The organism is Vibrio sp. Vb0888, from assembly GCF_033338835.1.
Lineage (GTDB): Bacteria > Pseudomonadota > Gammaproteobacteria > Enterobacterales > Vibrionaceae > Vibrio > Vibrio alginolyticus.
Genome location: NZ_JAWOTL010000001.1, coordinates 540013 through 560309, shown reverse-complemented (window position 1 = coordinate 560309; position 20297 = coordinate 540013). Strand labels below are relative to the sequence as shown.

At 45.5% G+C, this 20297-nt stretch carries 17 protein-coding genes; 7 read left to right on the top strand and 10 right to left on the bottom strand.

The features are described from left to right. The first annotated feature begins 203 nt into the window (after nucleotides 1-203). A complete protein-coding gene (locus R7P72_RS02350) occupies nucleotides 204-1766 on the top strand; it encodes a methyl-accepting chemotaxis protein (RefSeq protein ID WP_005389027.1) in 1563 nt (520 codons plus the stop codon). 141 nt (nucleotides 1767-1907) lie between these two features. Here the strand turns inward: R7P72_RS02350 and tkt are convergent, their stop codons facing one another. Beyond that, nucleotides 1908-3899, bottom strand: coding sequence for a transketolase (tkt, locus tag R7P72_RS02345; RefSeq protein ID WP_042522667.1), 1992 nt, complete (start codon nucleotides 3897-3899; stop codon nucleotides 1908-1910). Nucleotides 3900-4024: 125 nt separating this feature from the next. Next, nucleotides 4025-4975 carry a transaldolase gene (tal, locus tag R7P72_RS02340; protein WP_005373488.1) on the bottom strand — a complete coding sequence of 317 codons (951 nt, stop codon included), beginning with the start codon at nucleotides 4973-4975 and terminating at the stop codon, nucleotides 4025-4027. A gap of 466 nt (nucleotides 4976-5441) precedes the next feature. Here tal and R7P72_RS02335 point away from each other — a divergent pair, with 466 nt between their 5' ends. Then, on the top strand, nucleotides 5442-6443 hold the full coding sequence (locus R7P72_RS02335; RefSeq protein ID WP_005387670.1) for a sugar-binding transcriptional regulator: 1002 nt from the start codon (nucleotides 5442-5444) through the stop codon (nucleotides 6441-6443). 165 nt (nucleotides 6444-6608) lie between these two features. On the opposite strand, the gene R7P72_RS02330 is transcribed toward R7P72_RS02335, so the two are convergent. The 5 genes from R7P72_RS02330 to moeA form a co-directional block, all read right to left on the bottom strand. After that, complete coding sequence (locus R7P72_RS02330) at nucleotides 6609-7439, bottom strand: sulfurtransferase (protein WP_213907153.1); 831 nt, start codon at nucleotides 7437-7439, stop codon at nucleotides 6609-6611. A 140-nt stretch (nucleotides 7440-7579) separates the two neighbouring features. Continuing rightward, nucleotides 7580-8074: a hypothetical protein gene (locus tag R7P72_RS02325; protein ID WP_213906157.1), complete on the bottom strand. Its 495-nt coding sequence runs from the start codon at nucleotides 8072-8074 to the stop codon at nucleotides 7580-7582. Between the two features lie 12 nt (nucleotides 8075-8086). Next, a complete protein-coding gene (locus R7P72_RS02320; RefSeq protein ID WP_213907154.1) occupies nucleotides 8087-10192 on the bottom strand; it encodes an LruC domain-containing protein in 2106 nt (701 codons plus the stop codon). Nucleotides 10193-10368: 176 nt separating this feature from the next. Further along, nucleotides 10369-11118 carry a molybdopterin-synthase adenylyltransferase MoeB gene (gene moeB / locus R7P72_RS02315; protein WP_005373481.1) on the bottom strand — a complete coding sequence of 250 codons (750 nt, stop codon included), beginning with the start codon at nucleotides 11116-11118 and terminating at the stop codon, nucleotides 10369-10371. A gap of 9 nt (nucleotides 11119-11127) precedes the next feature. Then, on the bottom strand, nucleotides 11128-12363 hold the full coding sequence (moeA, locus tag R7P72_RS02310) for a molybdopterin molybdotransferase MoeA (protein ID WP_005373480.1): 1236 nt from the start codon (nucleotides 12361-12363) through the stop codon (nucleotides 11128-11130). A 287-nt stretch (nucleotides 12364-12650) separates the two neighbouring features. Between moeA and folE the strand changes: the two genes are divergently transcribed. After that, entirely contained in the window at nucleotides 12651-13304 is a 654-nt protein-coding gene (gene folE / locus R7P72_RS02305; RefSeq protein ID WP_005373478.1) for a GTP cyclohydrolase I FolE, read from the top strand. A 45-nt stretch (nucleotides 13305-13349) separates the two neighbouring features. Here the strand turns inward: folE and R7P72_RS02300 are convergent, their stop codons facing one another. Both R7P72_RS02300 and clcA read right to left on the bottom strand, forming a co-directional pair. Next, nucleotides 13350-14297, bottom strand: coding sequence for a TDT family transporter (locus R7P72_RS02300; RefSeq protein WP_005373475.1), 948 nt, complete (start codon nucleotides 14295-14297; stop codon nucleotides 13350-13352). Nucleotides 14298-14558: 261 nt separating this feature from the next. Beyond that, on the bottom strand, nucleotides 14559-15962 hold the full coding sequence (clcA, locus tag R7P72_RS02295) for a H(+)/Cl(-) exchange transporter ClcA (protein WP_005373473.1): 1404 nt from the start codon (nucleotides 15960-15962) through the stop codon (nucleotides 14559-14561). A gap of 470 nt (nucleotides 15963-16432) precedes the next feature. On the opposite strand from clcA, the gene R7P72_RS02290 reads away from it, so the two are divergent. Beyond that, entirely contained in the window at nucleotides 16433-17047 is a 615-nt protein-coding gene (locus R7P72_RS02290; RefSeq protein ID WP_005373472.1) for a hypothetical protein, read from the top strand. Here the strand turns inward: R7P72_RS02290 and R7P72_RS02285 are convergent. Next, the gene (locus tag R7P72_RS02285; protein WP_005373470.1) at nucleotides 17028-17441 is read right to left on the bottom strand and encodes a helix-turn-helix domain-containing protein; all 414 of its coding nucleotides are present in this window, start codon (nucleotides 17439-17441) and stop codon (nucleotides 17028-17030) included. The two genes, R7P72_RS02290 and R7P72_RS02285, sit on opposite strands and share 20 nt — an antisense overlap. A gap of 95 nt (nucleotides 17442-17536) precedes the next feature. Between R7P72_RS02285 and R7P72_RS02280 the strand changes: the two genes are divergently transcribed. From R7P72_RS02280 to R7P72_RS02270, 3 genes are all read left to right on the top strand, one after another. Beyond that, a complete protein-coding gene (locus R7P72_RS02280) occupies nucleotides 17537-18445 on the top strand; it encodes an aldo/keto reductase family oxidoreductase (RefSeq protein WP_005373468.1) in 909 nt (302 codons plus the stop codon). 367 nt (nucleotides 18446-18812) lie between these two features. Beyond that, entirely contained in the window at nucleotides 18813-19817 is a 1005-nt protein-coding gene (locus tag R7P72_RS02275) for a response regulator (RefSeq protein WP_005373466.1), read from the top strand. Continuing rightward, nucleotides 19817-20254 carry a PAS domain-containing protein gene (locus tag R7P72_RS02270; RefSeq protein ID WP_005373463.1) on the top strand — a complete coding sequence of 146 codons (438 nt, stop codon included), beginning with the start codon at nucleotides 19817-19819 and terminating at the stop codon, nucleotides 20252-20254. The genes R7P72_RS02275 and R7P72_RS02270 overlap by 1 nt, the downstream gene beginning before the upstream one ends. Nucleotides 20255-20297 lie beyond the last annotated feature (43 nt).

The window sequence follows — 20297 nt, the reverse complement described above, 5'->3', positions numbered from 1 at the left end:
CTTAATATATAACCCGGCCTATCGTGTCGGGTTTGTTTATTAGCTCAAATCAACAATCTCTTCTTTATGTTTTTATCGATAATGTGAATTCCCACAATAAAAATGTCGATTTGATAAGACTTTTTATCTAACTTTTTGTAATAAAAATAAAAATCCTGTATATATCTTGCCGAAAATCAATAAAAACTAAAGAAGTTTCGTCTATGTCAGCCAATATTTCTCATAAAGCTCAAGAAACTCTCGTGAGGGAGTCTGAGGAACTCGTCTCAACAACGAACTTACAAGGTGTTATTACATATTGTAATGAAGCCTTTTGCCGCGTTGCTGAATACACTCACGAAGAACTTGTCGGTCAGAACCACAATATAGTTCGTCATAATGATATGCCTAAAGCCGCTTTCGGTGACATGTGGGCACGCCTTAAACAAGGTAAAGCCTGGCGTGGAATGGTTAAGAATGCCACTAAGTCTGGCGGTTACTATTGGGTTGATGCTTATGTCACCCCTATCTACGAAGACAACCATGTTGTTGGGTATCAATCAGTGCGCGTGAAACCAAAGCGAGAGTGGGTTGATATTGCGACAAAAGCCTACAAAAGCATGCGTGCTGCAGAGAAGTCTGGTCGAACTTGGTCGTTGAAAATCAATGAAACCATTCGCTATGCGATTCTACTTGGTGCACTAACCGCACCTGCAACCGCATATGCGTTGTCTGTTGAAGGGCCGTTGGCTTGGCTTGCAAGTGCGTTACCTGCAAGTGTTCTGGCTCTGTTATTCCGCCAAGAGTTAATTGATACACCTCAGCAACTTAAAAAGTTACAAAAGCAATATGACAGCGTAAGTCGCTTGATCTATTCCGGTAACACGGCATTTTCGATTGCCGATTTCCATATCAAAATGCTATCCGCAAGAATTCGAACCGTGTTAGGAAGAATGACTGACTCCGCATTGCCTTTGCAGCATTGCGCCGAAGAGCTCAGTCAAACAACGGCAGAAGTCTCGGCTGCATTAAATCAGCAAAATACCGATATTCATCGTGTGCGAGATGCTACCCAAGAGGTGGAGTCGTCGGCAAATTCGGTTTCTTCGAGTACCAATGATGCCCATATGTTGATTGATGATACATTGAAGTCATGCTTGATGGCGAAGGAGACCATTGATCAAACGCACACCAATCTAGCGCAATTAAGCCTTCAAGCTGAAAAAGCGACGGAAACGACGTATCAACTGAGTGATCAGGCGCAGAAGGTGAACCATTTGATGGAAGAGATTGGTGGGATCGCAGAGCAAACCAATTTACTGGCACTTAACGCGGCGATTGAAGCGGCAAGAGCAGGGGAGCAAGGTCGTGGTTTTGCTGTTGTAGCTGATGAGGTCCGCGCGCTTTCTGGGCGTACATCCAATGCAACTGAACAAATCCAAGCTTCTATCTCCACTATGTTGGCAACGATTCAAAGTTGGCAGAAAGATATTCTGGCAAACAAAGAGCAAACCGATGCCTGTTCTCAAGTAGCAGAACAAAGCGCGTTGCGTTTGTCTGAAGTTGAACAGATGATGCAAACCATGAGTGGGCTGATGGTTGATGTAGCAGAAGCGGCGAATAACCAGTTAAAGCTATCTAGTGATGTAAACCAGCACATTCATTCTATCGCTTCGACCGCAGAACAAAACTTGGCAGCAACACATTCAGTTGAACAAAACAGCCGACAGTTGAAAGACCAAGTACAAGATTTCTATCAGCTCGCACTTCGATTTGAAGACAAATAGTCGTAACGAAAGTTGTGATGTTTATGTCCTGGCTGCGTTTATGCGAATAGGAGCCAGATAAAAGAAAGCCCCGCCATTGCTGGTGGGGCTTTTCAGTTTTCACATTCGCAATAGAGAAAACTGACTATCTTTTTACTGCAATTACGCGAGTAGCTCTTTTGCTGTGTTCACTACGTTTTCAGTCGTGAAACCAAACATTTTGAATAGTTCGCCAGCTGGTGCAGATTCACCGAATGAAGTCATACCGATGATGCGACCGTCGAAGCCTACGTACTTGTACCAGAAGTCAGCAATACCTGCTTCAATTGCGATACGTGCTGTTACGTCTGATGGCAGTACAGCTTCACGGTAAGCGGCGTCTTGTTTGTCGAATGCGTCTGTTGATGGCATTGAAACAACGCGTACTTTCTTACCTTCAGCAGTTAGCTGTGCTGCTGCTTCTACTGCTAGTTCAACTTCAGAACCTGTTGCGATAAGGATTAGCTCAGGCTTGCCTTCGCAATCTTTCAGAATGTAAGCACCTTTCGCGATGTCTGCTACTTGTTCTGCTGTGCGCTCTTGTTGCGCAAGGTTTTGACGAGAGAAGATAAGTGCTGTCGGTGCATCTTTACGTTCAATCGCTAGTTTCCAAGCTACAGCGGACTCAACTTGGTCACATGGACGCCATGTGCTCATGTTTGGTGTTAGGCGTAGCGATGCCATTTGCTCAACTGGTTGGTGAGTTGGACCATCTTCGCCAAGACCGATAGAGTCATGCGTGTACACTTGGATGTTCTGAATTTTCATCAGCGCAGCCATACGCATTGCGTTACGTGCGTACTCCATGAACATTAGGAATGTTGCGCCGTAAGGAACGAAACCACCGTGTAGCGCGATACCGTTCATGATCGCTGTCATACCGAATTCACGTACGCCGTAGTGGATGTAGTTACCAGAGAAGTCGCTTGCTTCTAGAGACTTAGAACCAGACCACATGGTTAGGTTAGAAGGTGCTAGGTCAGCAGAGCCACCCATGAACTCTGGTAGTAGAGCACCAAATGCTTCTAGAGCATTTTGAGACGCTTTACGTGATGCAATGTTTGCTGGGTTAGCTTGAAGATCAGCAATGATTTGGCTTGCTTTTTCTTCCCACTGTGCAGGAAGCTCGCCGTTTACGCGGCGTTTAAATTCAGCTGCCAGCTCAGGGTACGCTGCTTCATAAGCTGCAAATTTCTCGTTCCACGCTGCTTCCTTAGCTGCGCCTGTTTCTTTCGCTGACCATTCTGCGTAGACTTCTTGCGGAATTTCAAAAGGACCGTGCTCCCAACCTAGTTCTTTGCGTGTTGCTGCGATTTCTTCTGCACCTAGTGGCGCACCGTGACAATCGTGTGAACCAGATTTGTTTGGTGAACCAAAACCGATGATAGTCTTAGTACAGATAAGTGTAGGACGTGGATCCGCTTTCGCTGCTTCAATTGCTGCGTTGATTGCGTCAGCATCGTGACCGTCTACTGCAGGGATTACGTGCCAACCGTAAGCTTCGAAACGCTTAGGTGTGTCGTCAGAGAACCAACCTTCAACGTGACCGTCGATAGAGATGCCGTTGTCATCCCAGAACGCGATCAGCTTGCCTAGACCTAGAGTACCTGCAAGAGAACATGCCTCGTGCGAAATACCTTCCATCAGACAGCCGTCGCCCATGAACACGTAAGTGAAGTGGTCAACGATGTCGTGGCCTTCTTTGTTGAACTGTGCTGCTAGCGCTTTTTCAGCTAGAGCCATACCAACCGCGTTAGTGATGCCTTGACCTAGCGGACCCGTTGTGGTCTCGATTCCTGGCGCGTAACCGTACTCTGGGTGACCAGGAGTTTTAGAGTGAAGCTGACGGAAGTTTTTCAGATCGTCGATAGACAACTCGTAACCTGCAAGGTGCAGTAGAGAGTAAATCAGCATTGAGCCGTGGCCGTTAGACAGTACGAAACGGTCGCGGTCTGCCCACTCAGGGTTTGATGGGTTGTGGTTTAGATGAGAGCGCCAAAGAACTTCAGCGATGTCAGCCATACCCATAGGTGCACCTGGGTGACCAGAGTTAGCTTGTTGAACACCATCCATGCTTAGCGCACGGATTGCATTTGCTAGATGTTTACGATCCATAGTGATTACTTCTCGATATTTGATTTAAATAGAGGGAACTCGCCGAAACAAGTTCAAATAGAATTTTTTGAAAATAGTGCTGATGGTAAAAGCGAGTAGACGGGCTACTCGCTTTTGGTAAGCAATTAAAGCTTAGCTTCGATCATCGCTTCTAGTTTGCCTTGGTCAACGGCGAAGTTGCGGATACCTTCAGCCAGCTTCTCAACAGCCATTGGGTCTTGGTTATGTTCCCATAGGAACTCTGCATGAGTCATTGGTGCTGGACGCTCAGCTGCGCCTTTAGAATCAACTAGTTTCTCAACTACTTCACCTTCAGCTGCTTCTAGTTCTGCAAGTAGAGCAGGAGCGATAGTTAGACGGTCACAACCAGCTAGTTCTAAGATCTCACCGATATTACGGAAGCTTGCGCCCATAACTACAGTTTTGTAGCCGTATTCTTTGTAGTAGTTGTAGATCTTAGTTACAGATAGTACGCCTGGATCTTCTTGAGCTTCGAAGTCACGGCCTTCTTTCGCTTTGTACCAGTCCATGATACGACCAACGAATGGCGAGATTAGGAATACACCCGCTTCTGCACAAGCACGTGCTTGAGCGAACGAGAATAGAAGCGTTAGGTTACAGTTGATGCCTTCTTTTTCTAGGATCTCAGCTGCGCGAATGCCTTCCCAAGTTGAAGCCAGTTTGATAAGGATACGGTCGTTAGTGATGCCAGCATCGTTGTACATTTTCACTAGTTGACGAGCTTTCGCTACGCTGCCTTCCATATCGTAAGATAGACGAGCGTCTACTTCTGTAGAGATACGACCTGGGATAGTTTTTAGGATTTCTTTACCGATGTTTACTGCAAGCATGTCACAAGTGTCTTGAACTTGTTGAGCTTTGTCGTTGCTCTGTGCTTTAGCGTATTCGATTGAAGCATCGATTAGAGGTGCGTACTCTGCGATTTGAGCGGCTTTAAGGATAAGAGAAGGGTTAGTTGTTGCGTCTTCTGGCTGATACTTTTTAATTGCATCAATTTCGCCAGTGTCTGCTACTACAGTCGTTAGTTTACGAAGTTGCTCTAACTTGTTGCTCATAATCGATCATCCTATTTAAATGGGCTTAAGCGTGATTTTTGTTATCACAGCTTGTGCATTTGCAAGCGAGTTAGCTAACCGTCTCATCGCATTTAATGAGACATCTGCTCAGCCAACTACGGAAAATTTCGTTACCGAACAAATGCTATGAACATTTGATCGATAGCTGAGTAAATGATGTGTCCATATTTATCCTATCTATGCTGAAAGTCAATCGCTGAAATGGACTTATAGTGAACTTCATCAACGTTTTTTTACTGTGTGTTTAGTGGTTAACCCAAATAAACGTTTGCCCTTATTGTTCAAAGCTTGAGCGTTGTCCAAGAGGGTAAAAAATTGTAGTGAGAAAATGTTATTGCGATGAGCAAATGTAGCGTTTAAATTGATAAAGAACATATGCTAAGTCAATGAGCATATGTTCACTTATTGCATACAATATCGATCCTCTTAAAGGGCGAGAGAAACCATGAGCAGTTCTAATCAAGATATTTCCATTGAAAACACGGATTTGTTGACAGAGATTTCCGTCGCGTATTATCAAGACGGTGCGACTCAGGAAGAGATATCGAGAAAATTTGCCATATCACGCGCAAAGGTCGGGCGAATGCTCAAGCAAGCGCGTGATGAAGGCATTGTTGAAATTACCGTTAAATATCATCCGGTGTTCAGCGCCAAGATCGAACAACGTTTGATCGAACGATTCGGCGTTAAGCGCGCGCTTGTTGCTCTTGATCAACCGAATGAAGAAGCGCAACGACTACAGGTATCGGGATTGGTGTCCAATTATCTAACTAGCACGCTCAAAAACGGCATGGTGGTGACGGTCGGACAAGGGCGCAACGTGTCGTCTGTCGCTCACCATATTGGTGTTATTACGCCGCGTGATTGTAAATTTGTGTGTGGCATTGGTGGTATTCATCCGCGTGGCGGTATGTATAACGCCGACCATATTTGTCGTCAGTTGGCGAAGAAATATGGGGGAACCTCTGAAACCCTTTATGCGCCGGCATACGCAGAAAATAGAGAACAGAAGTTGGCCTTCATGCAAAATGCAACCGTGAAACAAACGCTCGACCTAGCACGTAAAGCCGATGTCGCTTTGGTTGGTATTGGTGACATGAGCGAAAACAGTTACATGGTCGACTTAGGTTGGTTTACGCCTGATGAAGTGGTTCAGTCGAGACTTCAACAAGGTGTGGTAGGGGATTTTGCAGGTTATGACTTCTTTGATATTCACGGTAATGTAGCGAACACGGTAATGAGTGACCGAGTAATTGGACTTGGTATTGAAGAGTTTCGGCCGATCTCGGAAGTCATTGCGATCGCAGCTGAGAACAGCAAGCCACTCGCTCTACTCGGAGCATTAAGAACTGGAGCGATAGACGTGATCGCCACGAGCGTTAGCAACGCATTAACCGTGCTCAACTTAGATGAGCAAATGCACGGCAACGCGACATCTGAACGCTAACGGAAATAGTCGGCTTTTGATGTAGTCAGGCTATGAGGGGTGACAAATCACTCATAGCCAGTTTCTATTTCGAAATGACAAGTTTGGTTTAGAAGCTGCGTTTAGTTTATTGGAACACATCATCTTTAGATAAACGTAAGATACTTTGTTAAACAGACACTTGTCTTAACACTCGATAGGTAGAGAGTGGTCTGTACCCCATTCGGTCCAAGAACCGTCGTACACCGACAGGTTGTCTAGACCAATTTGATACGCCGCGAGTAATAAAATGCATGCGGTTACACCGGAACCGCAACTAAAAATAATCGAATTGTCACTATCTATCGTTAGTGCGCTAAATATCTGTTGCAACTCTGAGTTTGGTTTAATGTGACCGTTGGTCAAGAGTTCTTGAAACGGTAAGCAAACCGAATTTGGGATGTGCCCACTACGTAGACCTTCTCGTGGCTCAGGCACTTCACCAAGGAATCGTGCTTTGGCTCTGGCATCGATGATGTTGGCACTTTTATTGGTTGAATGAGCAAGAACATCTTGTGCACTCAAAAAGGCATTTTGGTTGAGCTTACCTGCAAAGTTACCTTCTTCGCTTGGTTGCGATAGGGTACTTTCAACAGGGAATCCGGCTTCAACCCAAGCGGGAAGGCCGCCGTTTAAGACTCGAACATTATCATGTCCCATAGCTTTGAACATCCACCAAGCTCTTGGCGCGGCTAAAGTGCCAGAGTTGTCGTAAACCACAATCAAATCTTCGTTGTTCAAACCGAGTTGTTGCGCACTTTGGTTGAAGCCTTCTTCTGTTGGCATCATATGCGGCAGGGAAGAACCGGGTAAACAAAAGTCATTGTCGTAATCGAAGCGTAAAGTATTTGGAATCCACTTATCTTGAATCTTTTTGCCTTCAGAAGGGATTTGAAACGCAATACTAGCGTCGAGGAGCTTGACGTTAGGTTGGCCGAGAAAGCTATTGAGTTCATCAGTACTAATCAGTGCTTGCATTGTCTTTAGTTTGCTAGGTGGATAATCTTACTGTTTTACAACAAAAAAATCGCATGTTCAAAAGAACGATGCGATTTTTAAGCTTGAGATTGAAGATTTATGATGAAAGGTCGCTTTCGCCATGCCTTCAATCTATCTAGTTACATGGTCCAAGTGTTGTCTCCAGAAGTAATCACTTTCTGAATTGGGTCACTGCCGTCATAGAACCAAATTTCAACAAGTAGGCTACCTTGGCTATCAGAAACATTAAAGTCGACGTTTGCTGTACCGTTGTTGAGTGGAACCGATGCGACTTTGCTTGGATATTTTGCATCGTAGTTACCTGAACTGTTCTCGACAAACTCTTTGTACACGCTTAGGTGTGCACGTTGTGAAGAGAAACCACTGATGTTTACATTGAGCGTACCCTCCGTCACTGGGTTGTAGCTAAAGCCATCCGGTACTACTAGGTCCTGCATGGTTGCATTTTCTACAGTTACGGTAGTCTCTTCTACGGTTGTTTCTTCCTGTTGGGTTGTGTCTTCCTCTGCAACGGTGGTTTGGGTTGGTGAAGGTGGTGTACTGTTACCACCTCCGCCGCCACCGCCACAAGCCGTTAGTGCTAATCCCATGATGATTGTGATAAGTGCTTTCATAATGTTATCTCCCTATGGAATGTAGCATTTGTTAGGTGTTGGAGCGGTGTGCCAATCTGTGCTTCGTTCGCCACCAGACTCAGCCCAAGTTTGGAATTGAGGGTATGCATCGACCATGTCTACACGCTCTAGCGGCCAATCCCAATCTTCTACTATCAACAGTGCCCAAGGTAAGTTGTTTGCTGTTTTGAAGTACACACCTTGCGCAGGGTCACTTGCATCGACGCCGACACCGAAGAGGTTTTGGTCATCAAACTGTTCTGTTGGTGCTTGGTCTGCTAAGTGAACTTCCCACTTACGCCCTGGTTGGAAAGTAATACCATCGCCATGGTAAGTGCCCGGTGTTGCAAAGATGAACGGGTCGTATGGCATGGCTTGAATTGCTGAACGGTCAGAGCCTTCAGTGAAGTACACATTCAAGGTAAAGGTGAGTGAAACGTTATCATCACAGCCAGACTCGGTACGGAAGTAGCTACAGCTGCTCGCCGCGTGTGTGCTTAAGTCTTCACTGATGATGAAAATGGCTTCATCAGAAATACTTTCCAAGCCATTAGATGCTTGTTCTACACCATTGAAGGAGAGCGTTGTTAGTCCGTTTTCAATCGAGCTTCTTAAAACACCCGGTAGTCGGATTGCGAAGCCATTTTTGTAACTTGCGCCGTAAGCCGCTAGGTCACCAGTAATTTGAATATTCTCAACATGACCAGCAAGACTGGTTTCAGTGATGCGGAATTTCACGACCACATCGTTCATATCGTAGTCTGCGGTGTATGGCCAGTTATCTTCGTAAGCGACGGTGGCGTAATCTTCTGCACTCGGGAAATATTCCACTGAGTAGCCATTACCAGTGATGGTAATTGGGTAATCTTCCACCTCACCAGATGTCGAACCACCATCGTAGTTTAATCCGGTTTGTTGGCTAAAGCGGAATCGGCTCCAGCTAGACCCTTCCGTTGCAGCGGTTGAAACGACAAACGGTAGGGGATTATTACCCGCAGACAGTAGTTGGTCAGTAAAGACTTGTTCGCCTTCATCATTAAAGTCACCATCGCGGTTCCAGTCAAACCATGCTGATAGGTAGCCAGAAGTGGAAGCCGTCACATTCACAATTGAACTTAAGCCTGGGTCAAGTGCGGATACAAAACCAACACCATCTTCATCAGCGGTGCCAACAGAGTTGTCGTTTGCTTGACCGTCGGCATCACCATCTGGCGCGACAGAACCAAGCCAAGTTACACCGTCCACCTCGTGGCGAGGACCATTTGACGCAAGTGTTGTGTGGTAGCTGTCTGGAGCATCACCAAAATCGATTGGCTCGTCTTCGTCAATCACTGGAGCATTTGCACAACGTGCGCCATCATTTTGGCTTGAGCTTGGACCGTTAGACACAAACTCAACCGCAGGAACGATACCTGCTGCGATATTGGCTGCGTTACCTTCCGAAAGGTCAACGCGATAGATTTTGCCATCTTGGTTACGTGACACGTAGTAGTTTCCGTTTACATCGAAGTAGCCAGCACCAAATGTGCCTAACTCGCCAGTGTCGCCTATCGCAGTCGTATTACCATTCGATGGGTTGAACTGGTACAGCACTCCAGAGTTATTGTCGATGCCGTAAAGGGAACCGTCGCCTGGATGGAATGCAAAGTCGGTTAGGTTCACAGTCGCTGTTGAACTAATTTTCACGATGCTCAATGTCGCATTTGGATCAGAATCGAGCGGAGAAAGGTCAATGGAGAAAAGTCCTTTGCCTTTGCGGTACAAGTAGTAGACGTGGTTGTAAACGTCACCTACGTAAAAGGTGTGGTCGGTTGGAAGACCCGAAACATTAAGCGTCTCTGCTTGGAAGTCTTGACCAAGACGAACAATCTTTTTGTTTGTGGTGTCGTAGCCGTAGATATAACGGTCAGTGAAGTTAAAGCCTACACCGTTGATGCCCGAAGCCAAACCTGTGTCGTCCTCTAAAAGAGTCGTAGAACCTGTAACCAAATTGACGCCATAGATTTGAACCGGGCTTGATTGGAATAGGTATGCTTTGCTTGGGCATGTGTCAAATGGCGCCGCTTGTGCATAAGCGCTCGCTATTAGAGACCCAAGTAGTAGTGATGTCCTTTTCATAATTCGCCCTCTCATTGGTTCGTGATATATGCAATGAAAGGAATGTGCCAACTTTTAAATTGTTGAATTTTATGAAGTTAAAATTTGTAAGAAGAAGGGTTTTAAATCTGATTGTCAAAATGAGAAAAAAGCCCAACATCGAGTTGGGCTTTTTGGGAATGATTAGAGGTTTAGAACTAACTACAAACCGGACAGGTTGGCATTTTCATCAGATTCATTTCTCGCCAAGACATGCTGAGCGCGTCCAAAATCAGAATTTTGCCTTTCTTTGGTTGGCCGTAATCAGCAATCACTTTAATCGTCTCCATCGCTTGTACTGCGCCAACAATACCCACAACAGGAGCCATGACTCCGGCTTCGACACAACTTAACGCACCGCTGCCGAAGAGGGCACTTAAGCACTGGTAACATGGTTGAGTTGGGTCGTCGTAAGTAAACACACTCACTTGGCCTTCCATACGAATAGCCGCGCCTGAAATTAGCGGTGTTTTAGTCGCAAAACATAGGCGGTTAAGTTGATTGCGCGTATCGACGTTATCTGATGCATCGACAACAATAGTGTGTTGCTTAATCAGGCTCTCTAACGCGGTATCATCAAGACGTTTTGCGATGGTATCTACGACAATGTGCGGATTAAGTTCACGTAGTGCATCGGCCGCTGATTCTACCTTCTTACGACCAATATCCGCATCGTGGTGCAGCACTTGGCGCTGAAGGTTAGACAACTCGACGATATCATCATCAATCAGCGTGATTTTACCGACACCAGCAGTCGCCAAATATTGGCTTGATGCACAGCCTAAACCGCCAGCACCAAGCATCAATACCGATGCTTGTTTGAGTGCTTCTTGTCCTTCAAAGTCAAACTGACGAAGAATGATTTGGCGGTTGTAACGCAACATTTCCTGATCGGAAAGAATATCCACAACGTCTTCCTAGTAAAGGGTTGAGTTGAATAGTTGAATCTGAACCGTTTCGCCCACTTCAACTCGGCCGCGTTCACGTTCCAATACAACAAAACAGTTCGCTAGGCTCATTGAGCGGAATGCACCAGAGCTTTGGTTACCGGTTGTTTCAACGACAAACTTGCCATCTTCCAATGTATAGATACCACGTTGGTAATCGGTACGGCCTGGCGCTTTCTTAAAGGCGGTTTTGGTTGTTGCCGGAATAGACTCGGGGGCTTTCCATTCGGTGTGGCCTGCAAGTTTTGCCAGCATTGGTTGAACAAGCACGTACATAGTAAGGACTGCAGAAACCGGGTTACCTGGCAGACCACAGAACCAAGCTGTACTTAGCTTACCAAATGCGAAAGGTTTACCCGGCTTGATTGCTAGCTTCCAGAAACCGATTTCACCAAGTTCCTCAAGGATGTCTTTGGTGTAATCCGCTTCGCCTACACTGACACCGCCTGAGGTCACAACCACATCTGCCAATGTCTGCGCTTGTTCAAAGGTTGCTTTTAGAGTCTCTGGGCAATCTGGAATGATTCCGAGATCAACGGCTTCACAACCGAAGTTCTCGATAAGCGGTTTAATACCGTAACGGTTGCTGTCGTAGATCTGACCTTCGTCTAGCGGTTCGCTCAGTGGTTTAAGTTCATCACCAGTAGAGAAGAAAGCAACTTTTGGCTTACGTACTACTGTCACATGGCTAACACCAAGCGACGCAATCATCGGAATATCGCGAGGTGTCAAACGTGCACCTTTTGCCAGTACGATGTCGCCTTGTTTGATGTCGTCACCTGTTGGGCGGATGTTGTTTTGCGGCTTCACGTCAGTTTGATTGAACTGAATGCCAGCATCCGTCACTTCTGTGTTTTCTTGCATGATAACGGTATCACAACCCTGTGGGATTTTTGCGCCAGTCATGATGCGAACACAGGTACCTTGAGGCCATTCACCTTCAAAAGGTTGTCCTGCAAATGATTTACCTGCCAGAGGCAATACAGAAGATGACTCAAGATCTTGAATGCGAATAGCGTAGCCATCCATTGCTGAGTTATCGAATGGCGGTACGTGGATAGGAGACAAGATATCTTCTGCCAGTACAAAACCGAGTGCTTCAGCAAGTGGAAGAGAAAGCGTTGTTTGGATAGGTTTGATTCGCGATAACATTTTGTCCATCGCTTCTTCAATTGGCATCAAGCCAGGTGCGTCGCAGCAGCCCATTGAGAAAATCCTGTGTTCTTTTGTTTTGTGGCAACTTTACCATAAAAGGGGACTGAGTAAGAATGTCCACCTATAAAATATGGGTGTAATTATTCAAAAATCCGAGTATCCTTGTCAGCCATCCAAAAGGGGTAAAAAACCTGCGGAGCTCAAGAAAATCAGCTCAGTACCTTCATCTGATGTGACTTGGTGTAAAGACACGAACTGAGCAACTCAAAGCGAAAAGTATGAATGCAATTTTGATTGGGTTTGTACGAAGGCTGAAGTAAAACAAAAGAGGAAGTGGAATGTCAGGTCTTAGCGAGTCAGCGAAGTTAGTAAAAGAAGCGCTAGAGCAACGCGGTTTGGAAACGCCAATGCGTCCAAACAACGTAAGTCGTGAAGAGAAGAAAGAGAAGATCGAACACCACATGCGTGAGATCTTAGGTCTACTTCAACTTGACCTCACTGACGATAGCCTAGAAGAAACCCCTCACCGCATTGCTAAGATGTACGTTGACGAAATCTTCTCTGGTCTGGATTACTCCAACTTTCCTAAAATCACGGTGATTGAGAACAAGATGAACGTGAGCGAGATGGTTCGCGTGAAGGACATCACGGTGACCAGCACTTGTGAACACCACCTTGTGACCATCGATGGCAAGGCTGCTGTGGCTTACATTCCACGTGGCAAGATCATTGGCCTGTCAAAGATCAACCGTATCGTTCGCTTCTTTGCGCAGCGTCCACAAGTTCAAGAACGTATGACTCAGCAAATTCTTGTTGCACTTCAAACGCTGCTTGAGTCCGATGATGTGGCAGTGACGATTGACGCAACACACTACTGCGTGAAATCTCGCGGTGTGATGGATGCAACCAGCGAAACGACAACAACTGCATTGGGTGGCATCTTCAAGAGCAACCCAGCAACGCGTGCCGAATTTCTGCACGGTTTACGCTAGGTAACCAAGTACTATTCTAAGAGGATGGCAAACGCCATCCTTTTTTTATGCTTGTTTAGAAAATGACTTCATGATTTCTGGCCAATACATTTTGACGTAACCTGCCGATACCCAAACAACCAATACAGTCGCGATACTGAGCTCTAGAAAACCAAAGTCGTGTAGCCAGTGCCAGTGAGGGTGCGATTCGGCAAAAAAAGAGGTTAAGCGATGCATTGCGATAGCGCTGATCACGGAAGGAAAGGTTACTGCTGCGATAGAAGGTTGAAACTTCAAGCGAAGTAAGCGGAAGTAACATAAGTAGATCAATAAAGTCATAGTGATGGCGATCCCGGCCAATGCGCCTGTCAGTATCGGATCAGGTAAGGGAAAGTTCACCAAGTATGCTGCTAATGACAAGTTTACCGGCGCGGCCATAATCGCGAGGGTCGGTCTTGCTCGCCTTGGTAGAGAGCCGAAAAACACCAAACGATACAACACGAGTGGCAGCATGAAGAAATAAATGCCGATGCACATCATCGCTAACGTTTCGGAAAATAAGTTGTGACCTAGTTGAGAACCGGCTAGTGAACTACTGATCAGCCCCACCGGATAAAGAAACCAACTCGGTACGATATTGGACATTTTGAAGTTCATTAGCTGAAAGCTAAAAAACAGCACCATCATAGTAAAATGCAGCAAAAGCGCCATAAACCAAAGTGGATAAGCGATGATAGGCGCTACAGCGGCAAGGTAATCTGCAAGGATCAGTAACGCCATACTCATTGGTGCCATTAAACTACCACTCAGCGGGTGACGAATGTCGACCATGAATAATCGTGGATTAGCGGCATATTTTATGAGTACAGGGGCGAGTAAAAGTGCGCCGAGTGACGCCAAAAATGGACGTATCGGTTCACCAATCTCAGGAACATAGAGTGCCCAAGCTTGCCCTAAACCTATCATACCTAGTGCCAACGCGGCTTGAGACGGCGGGACACTATAAAACTGCACAAGTCTTCTCCAGTTCAAATCTACTCCATTTGATTTTTGCCTGAATGAAACGAAACATGACGATTTGGATGAAATGCTCTATTTAAGTAGCGAATACTAACAAGTATGGAGAGGGGTTTCTCATGAAAGGTGGTGAGCAAATATCAGAGAATGATAATTTTGTGAGTTTGGTATCGAATATTTGGGAAAAGATGTAAAAATGCAGAGTTTATCGCTCCAAACCCTTCGATAGTCTGGAGCGAAGTGATAACAAAGAGAATGTTATGTTGATTGATTCTCCGGTAGATCCTGTTGGCGTAACTTTTCGTTTTTGATTGTGCGATGCAGCAGCTGGCTGTAAATAGGTTGTCCACCCAACAATTGAGCAATAATCACAGCGCCCAAACAAGTAATGATCAATGGCAGGATTAAGTAGTAGTTATTCGTCATTTCAATCACTAACAGAATACCTGTAATCGGTGCACGTACCGTTGCTGCAAACAGGGCACCCATGCCCGCAATCGCAAATACACCAGGCTCGATATCAAGCGCAGGGAGTAAGACATCAGCACTTGCTCCGAACGCATAGCCAAATAAGGTTCCCAGAGCAAGCATAGGTGCAAAGATGCCTCCCGGCGCACCAGAACCAAAACAGAGCAGGGTTGTAATTACACGACCAAAGAAAAGCAAAACTAAAATGGATACCGAGTAGTTACCGTTAGTAATGTCAGGAATAAGGCCGATACCACCACCAGTTAGTTGGGGTACGTACAAAAGAAGCAAGCCAAACACGCCTCCCAGTAACGAACCTACAATCAAGTAGCGCTTACGATCGTTTTTGTGAATTGCGACAAAACTGTCTTGTGCCACGGTAATCAGTTTATTGAAGATCACGCCAAACACGCCAAACAATGCGCCAAGCAATAAAAACAGCCATAGGGTTTGAAGCTCTGGCGACTGGTATTGCGGCATAGTGATAACGGCGTCTTGCCCGTTGATGGCGCGAAACACTATGTTCGCCATAATGGCAGAAATGATCACTGCGCGAATTGAGATCAAAGAGTAGCGAAACTGAGGTCGCATTTCCTCCACAACGAACATAATGCCTGCGAGTGGGGCATTAAAAGCCGCAGCCAAACCGCCAGCAGCACCAGAAGCGAGCAGGGAGTGGCGGGTATCGTCATCCTTTACCCGGAATATATCGGTCACCATTCGACCTACAGCACCACCCATTTGAACGGTTGGGCCTTCACGACCCAGCACCATACCTGAGCCAAGTGCGCCCATGCCGCCGAAGAATTTTACTGGTAGAACTCGCCACCAGCGCACTGGACGAATATTATCCATTGCCCCTTCGATTTCAGGAATACCAGAACCTGCCGCTTCTGGCGCAAAGCGGTGCACAAGAAAATAGCCAATAAAAGCTAAAAGTGCGCTAATGAGAACCGCTGCCAGCCACAACGGTAGAACATTACCAATTTCGCTTCTTAACCATTCTGTTCGTGTTTCAGAAACGAAATGAACGGCAAGCTCGAAATACGTACCGACAAAACCAGCCAACGTACCCACAATGGCGGCCATAATGAGAACAGAAAATGGTGTTGACCCTCGAGAGACAAACTGGTTAATCGCATCTTTCGGTACGTGCGCTAACACAGATTTCACAATTCTCTCGCGTTTGGTCATTAACAAGCTCTCCTGTTGCTGGGGGAAGGTACGAAAGAAAGTATACGCTTCGCAGAGTCTAGACCTAATCAATAAAGATGCAATTTAGCTTTTCACTATTGAGTGTTCGAAGTGTCGCGATATTATTCATTCACTCAGATTGTGCTATTGCTCTCATAATTTAGGATAAAAAACTTGTTTTTTGAGAAAAATGAACCATGCTTTAAATGTAAAGCAACATGACTGCTTCAGAAGGAGGGATGTGAGGTTTTACACACAATTTGGATGGATTCAAACCCTACGGTAAGTCCTCGTTTTATGTTCGGGATGCATCAATAGACATCGCCGATTCGCACACTCACGATTGAGTAACGAGGTAGAGGCGCACGCACATGTGCGCCTTCTTAATTTCTGCGTTATAACTTTCATCACCATAACTTTCATCGCCACCTGCCACTATTTTTCTCTTGAACATTTTCTTGCAGTCAGTAATGTCTTGGTTCGATGTCAACCAACTAGAGCAGTGCATGCGCTTTTATCTTCGACTCTTACTTTCTTTATGTTGTTGTTCGGTAACGTTTCCGGCACTTTCAACGCCGAGCTGGTGGCAAGACACGTTGTCAGCAATGCCATATTCCAATCTAAAAGAACGTATAGAAAAAAGTGGAAGCTGGTATGGTTGCGAAGTGCAGCTGCGAGACAACTCAACGTTTATCAGCGCATTTTGTTTGGATGATTTTTCGTACTACCAGCAGCACTTGTATGGTGAAGTGATTTTGAGAAGAGAAAGTGCTCAGTTCTCGTTTCTTACTGAATACGAGTGGCAGCGTCTGAATGACTTACTTCTCAACTTAAGAAAGGATGGGTTAGTTTTACGCAGAGTTACTATCGGACAAGAACACTATGATGTCGTTGAAGCTCTGGAAAAGAAATCTTCCGAGCTTGTCGATAAAGAAGTTATTTTGTTGATGAACCGCTATCCACAAGAAACGATTCGAAGTTTGCTTTGGGTAAAACCGGACGAGTTTCTGACGCCATCACCGTCCTTAAATGTGCAATTGCGCAGTGATGGCGAAATTATCGAGGTCAAAGTGACTCGTTTTTAGATTCTTTATGGAGAGATAGGAAGGTCGCCATTGCAGACTCATCCAAAAAACCATCCGATTTTTTGTGAGCGCGCAGGTATTGATAGCCTGCGATTAGCTTGCGGTGTATCTCTTCTGCATCGTCTGACAACGGCTGATTCATAACGTGTTGAAAGGCAAGTTTGTACGCATCCATATCCACGACTTCAGCACGGCGATATAAATAACCACATCCCGTTGCTAACCATTCAAGAGAGCAATTGGCGCGCATTGCAATTTGATTTGCTTTAGTTAGGCTAGGTTCACTGCCTTTAAGGTATTTGCGTATTAAAGCTTCAGACACATCGACGCGTCGAGCGAACCCGCTGATGCTTTCTTCTCCGATCAGGGTGGCTAGGCGTTGGGCAAAAGACATATTTCGTACTCCAGTTCGAATTGCGAAAGTTTACCCGTTGAGCCGGTACGAAAACAAGACTACGATGAATGCAGATCAATTGAAGGAGAAAACCCATGGTTGCAAAAGTAGTAACTGCACCAAAAGGCCCAGAGTTCTCAGAGCTGGTTCAAGGATATTGGCGTGCAGTTGAGTGGGGAATGACGGCTCAAGAGCGTTTGTCATTTCTTAAGCAACACATTGAGTTAGGCATTACGACAGTCGATCACGCCGACATCTACGGTAATTACGAGTGTGAGGCGTTGTTTGGTGAAGCGTTAGCTTTAGACAAGAGTGTTCGTGAGCAAATTCAGATCGTGACGAAATGCGACATCAATTTGTGTGGCGATAAAACGCCAGAGCGTAAGATCAATCACTACGACACGAGCTCAGCACATATCTACCAATCGGTGAATAACTCGCTAGAACGTTTGAATGTGGATGAAATCGACGTACTTTTAATTCATCGTCCTGACGTGTTAATGGATGCGGACGAGGTTGCAGAAGCATTTTCTGAGCTTCACAAAGTCGGCAAAGTGAAGCACTTTGGCGTGTCTAACTTCACTCCACGCCAGTTTGAACTGCTGCAATCTCGCTTAGGTAAGCCGTTGGTTACTAACCAAGTGGAAATCAACCCACTTAACTTTGAGGTTGCTCACGATGGAACGCTTGAACAAATGCAAATGTTGCGTACGCGACCAATGGCTTGGTCTTGCCTCGGTGGAGGTTCAATTTTTAGTGGTGACAGTGAGCAAGCTGTTCGTGTCCGTAACGAATTAGAAGCAATTCGTGAAGAAGTGGGCGCAGCGAGTATTGACCAAGTAATTTATGCCTGGGTACGTCGTTTGCCATCTAACCCTATTCCAATCATTGGCTCTGGTAAAATCGAGCGTGTGCAAACTGCAGTTAATGCATTGAACATCGAACTTACTCGAGAGCAATGGTATCGCGTATGGGTGGCTTCTAAAGGTCATGGTGTGCCATAGAATTGATATCTTATCGATGAAATTGTTATTAAAGGCATCCTCTAGCAGGGTGCCTTTTTAGTTTTAGCGCGTTACTGTTTACCCATTATGGAAATGGAAAGAATGAAATTCGAGCAAAAATGGGCTTTGGATGTTAGCTGCAACTTTTTGCTTACTTTGGGTGGAGGAGTTTTACCCATGTTTGTTTTATGTCACTAAACAGCGAATGTGATGCTTGCTTTTTAGTCATTTTGTTCACTCATTCATTCATATTGCGTATGCTTATTGAATAATAAAGAAATAAAAAACTCGTCAGTTTTCTCGTATTACATGCTGTAACAATCTGTTAGACTCCGGCGCAGATTGTGGAATATAAAAAGGTGATTGAATGTCTTTTCCCGTACTCATCTGTGATGATTCAGCGTTAGCACGCAAACAGATGGCGAGATCACTACCAGCCACATTGAATGCCGATATTACGTTTGCTATCCACGGAAAAAACGCGCTAGAAGAACTCGAAAAAAACGAGTTTAAATTGATGTTTCTTGATTTGACCATGCCAGAAATGGATGGCTTTGAAACACTAGAGCACATGCAACGGTTGGGGGATAAAACTCCGGTGGTTGTTGTGTCGGGGGATATCCAACCTAAAGCGAAAGAGCGTGTGTTCGCACTGGGTGCAAAAGCGTTTATTCAAAAACCGATCGCCAAAGATGAACTCAAGAAGGCGCTTAAAGAGTTGGTCGAGCCAGAACCTCGCCCTCAAATTATCACGCCTGTCTCTATTGAGTTACCGATTTTACGTCGTCGCGATATTTACATGGAAGTGGCTAACGTTTCAATTGGTCGAGCAGCCGATGCGTTGGCGCGTCACTTTGATGTGTTTGTGCAACTACCTCTGCCGAACGTCAATATCTTTGAAGTGAGCGAACTTCACATGGCCCTACGCGACTTGGCGTCGCATGACAACGTATCGGGCGTTTGTCAGGGATTTTGTGGCGAAGGTATTGCTGGCGAAGCGCTAGTGATTTTGAGTGATTCAAGCGTATCTGATCTCAAAAAGTTGATGAAAGTACCAGCAGACAGCGAAGAGCTAGAAGAGCTTGAGCTGCTAATGGATATTTCTAATATTTTGGTGGGGTCGTTCTTAAATGGTTTAGGCGAGCAGTCTGAAGTCCGATTCTTCCAAAGTCCACCGGTACTCCTTGGTCAGCACATCTCAATTGACTCGATCATTGAATCTACAACTGGAGCATTCAGCCGCACGATGACATTCGAAGTGAGCTACAACATTGAAGGAACGTCGATTCGTTGTGACTTGCTGTTTATGTTTGTGGATGAATCCTTGCCGCTGCTTGATAACAAACTGTCTTATCTAATGGAGGAGTTCTAATGTTGAATATGCCAGCAGAGTTTGAACAATTCCATTGGATGGTGGATATGGTACAAAACGTCGATATGGGCTTAGTGGTCATTGATCGAGATTACAATGTACAGGTCTGGAATGGGTTTATGACTCATCACAGTGGTTTGCAGTCTCATGATGCGATAGGTCGTTCTATATTTGATATCTTCCCTGAAATCCCACAGGAGTGGTTTAAATTAAAAACAAAACCAGTGTATGACCTAGGCTGCCGCAGCTTCATCACATGGCGACAACGACCTTACTTATTCTGCTGTCGCAATGTTCGACCAGTCACGCAGCAAGCGGAGTTTATGTACCAGAATGTTACGTTGAACCCAATGCGCACACCGACTGGAAAAATCAACTCGTTGTTTTTGTCTATACAAGACGCGACGGCTGAAGCTCTGATGTCTCAGAATCAATAGCGATAAAAAACTTTCTCAAAAGCCAAGGTCCGCCTTGGCTTTT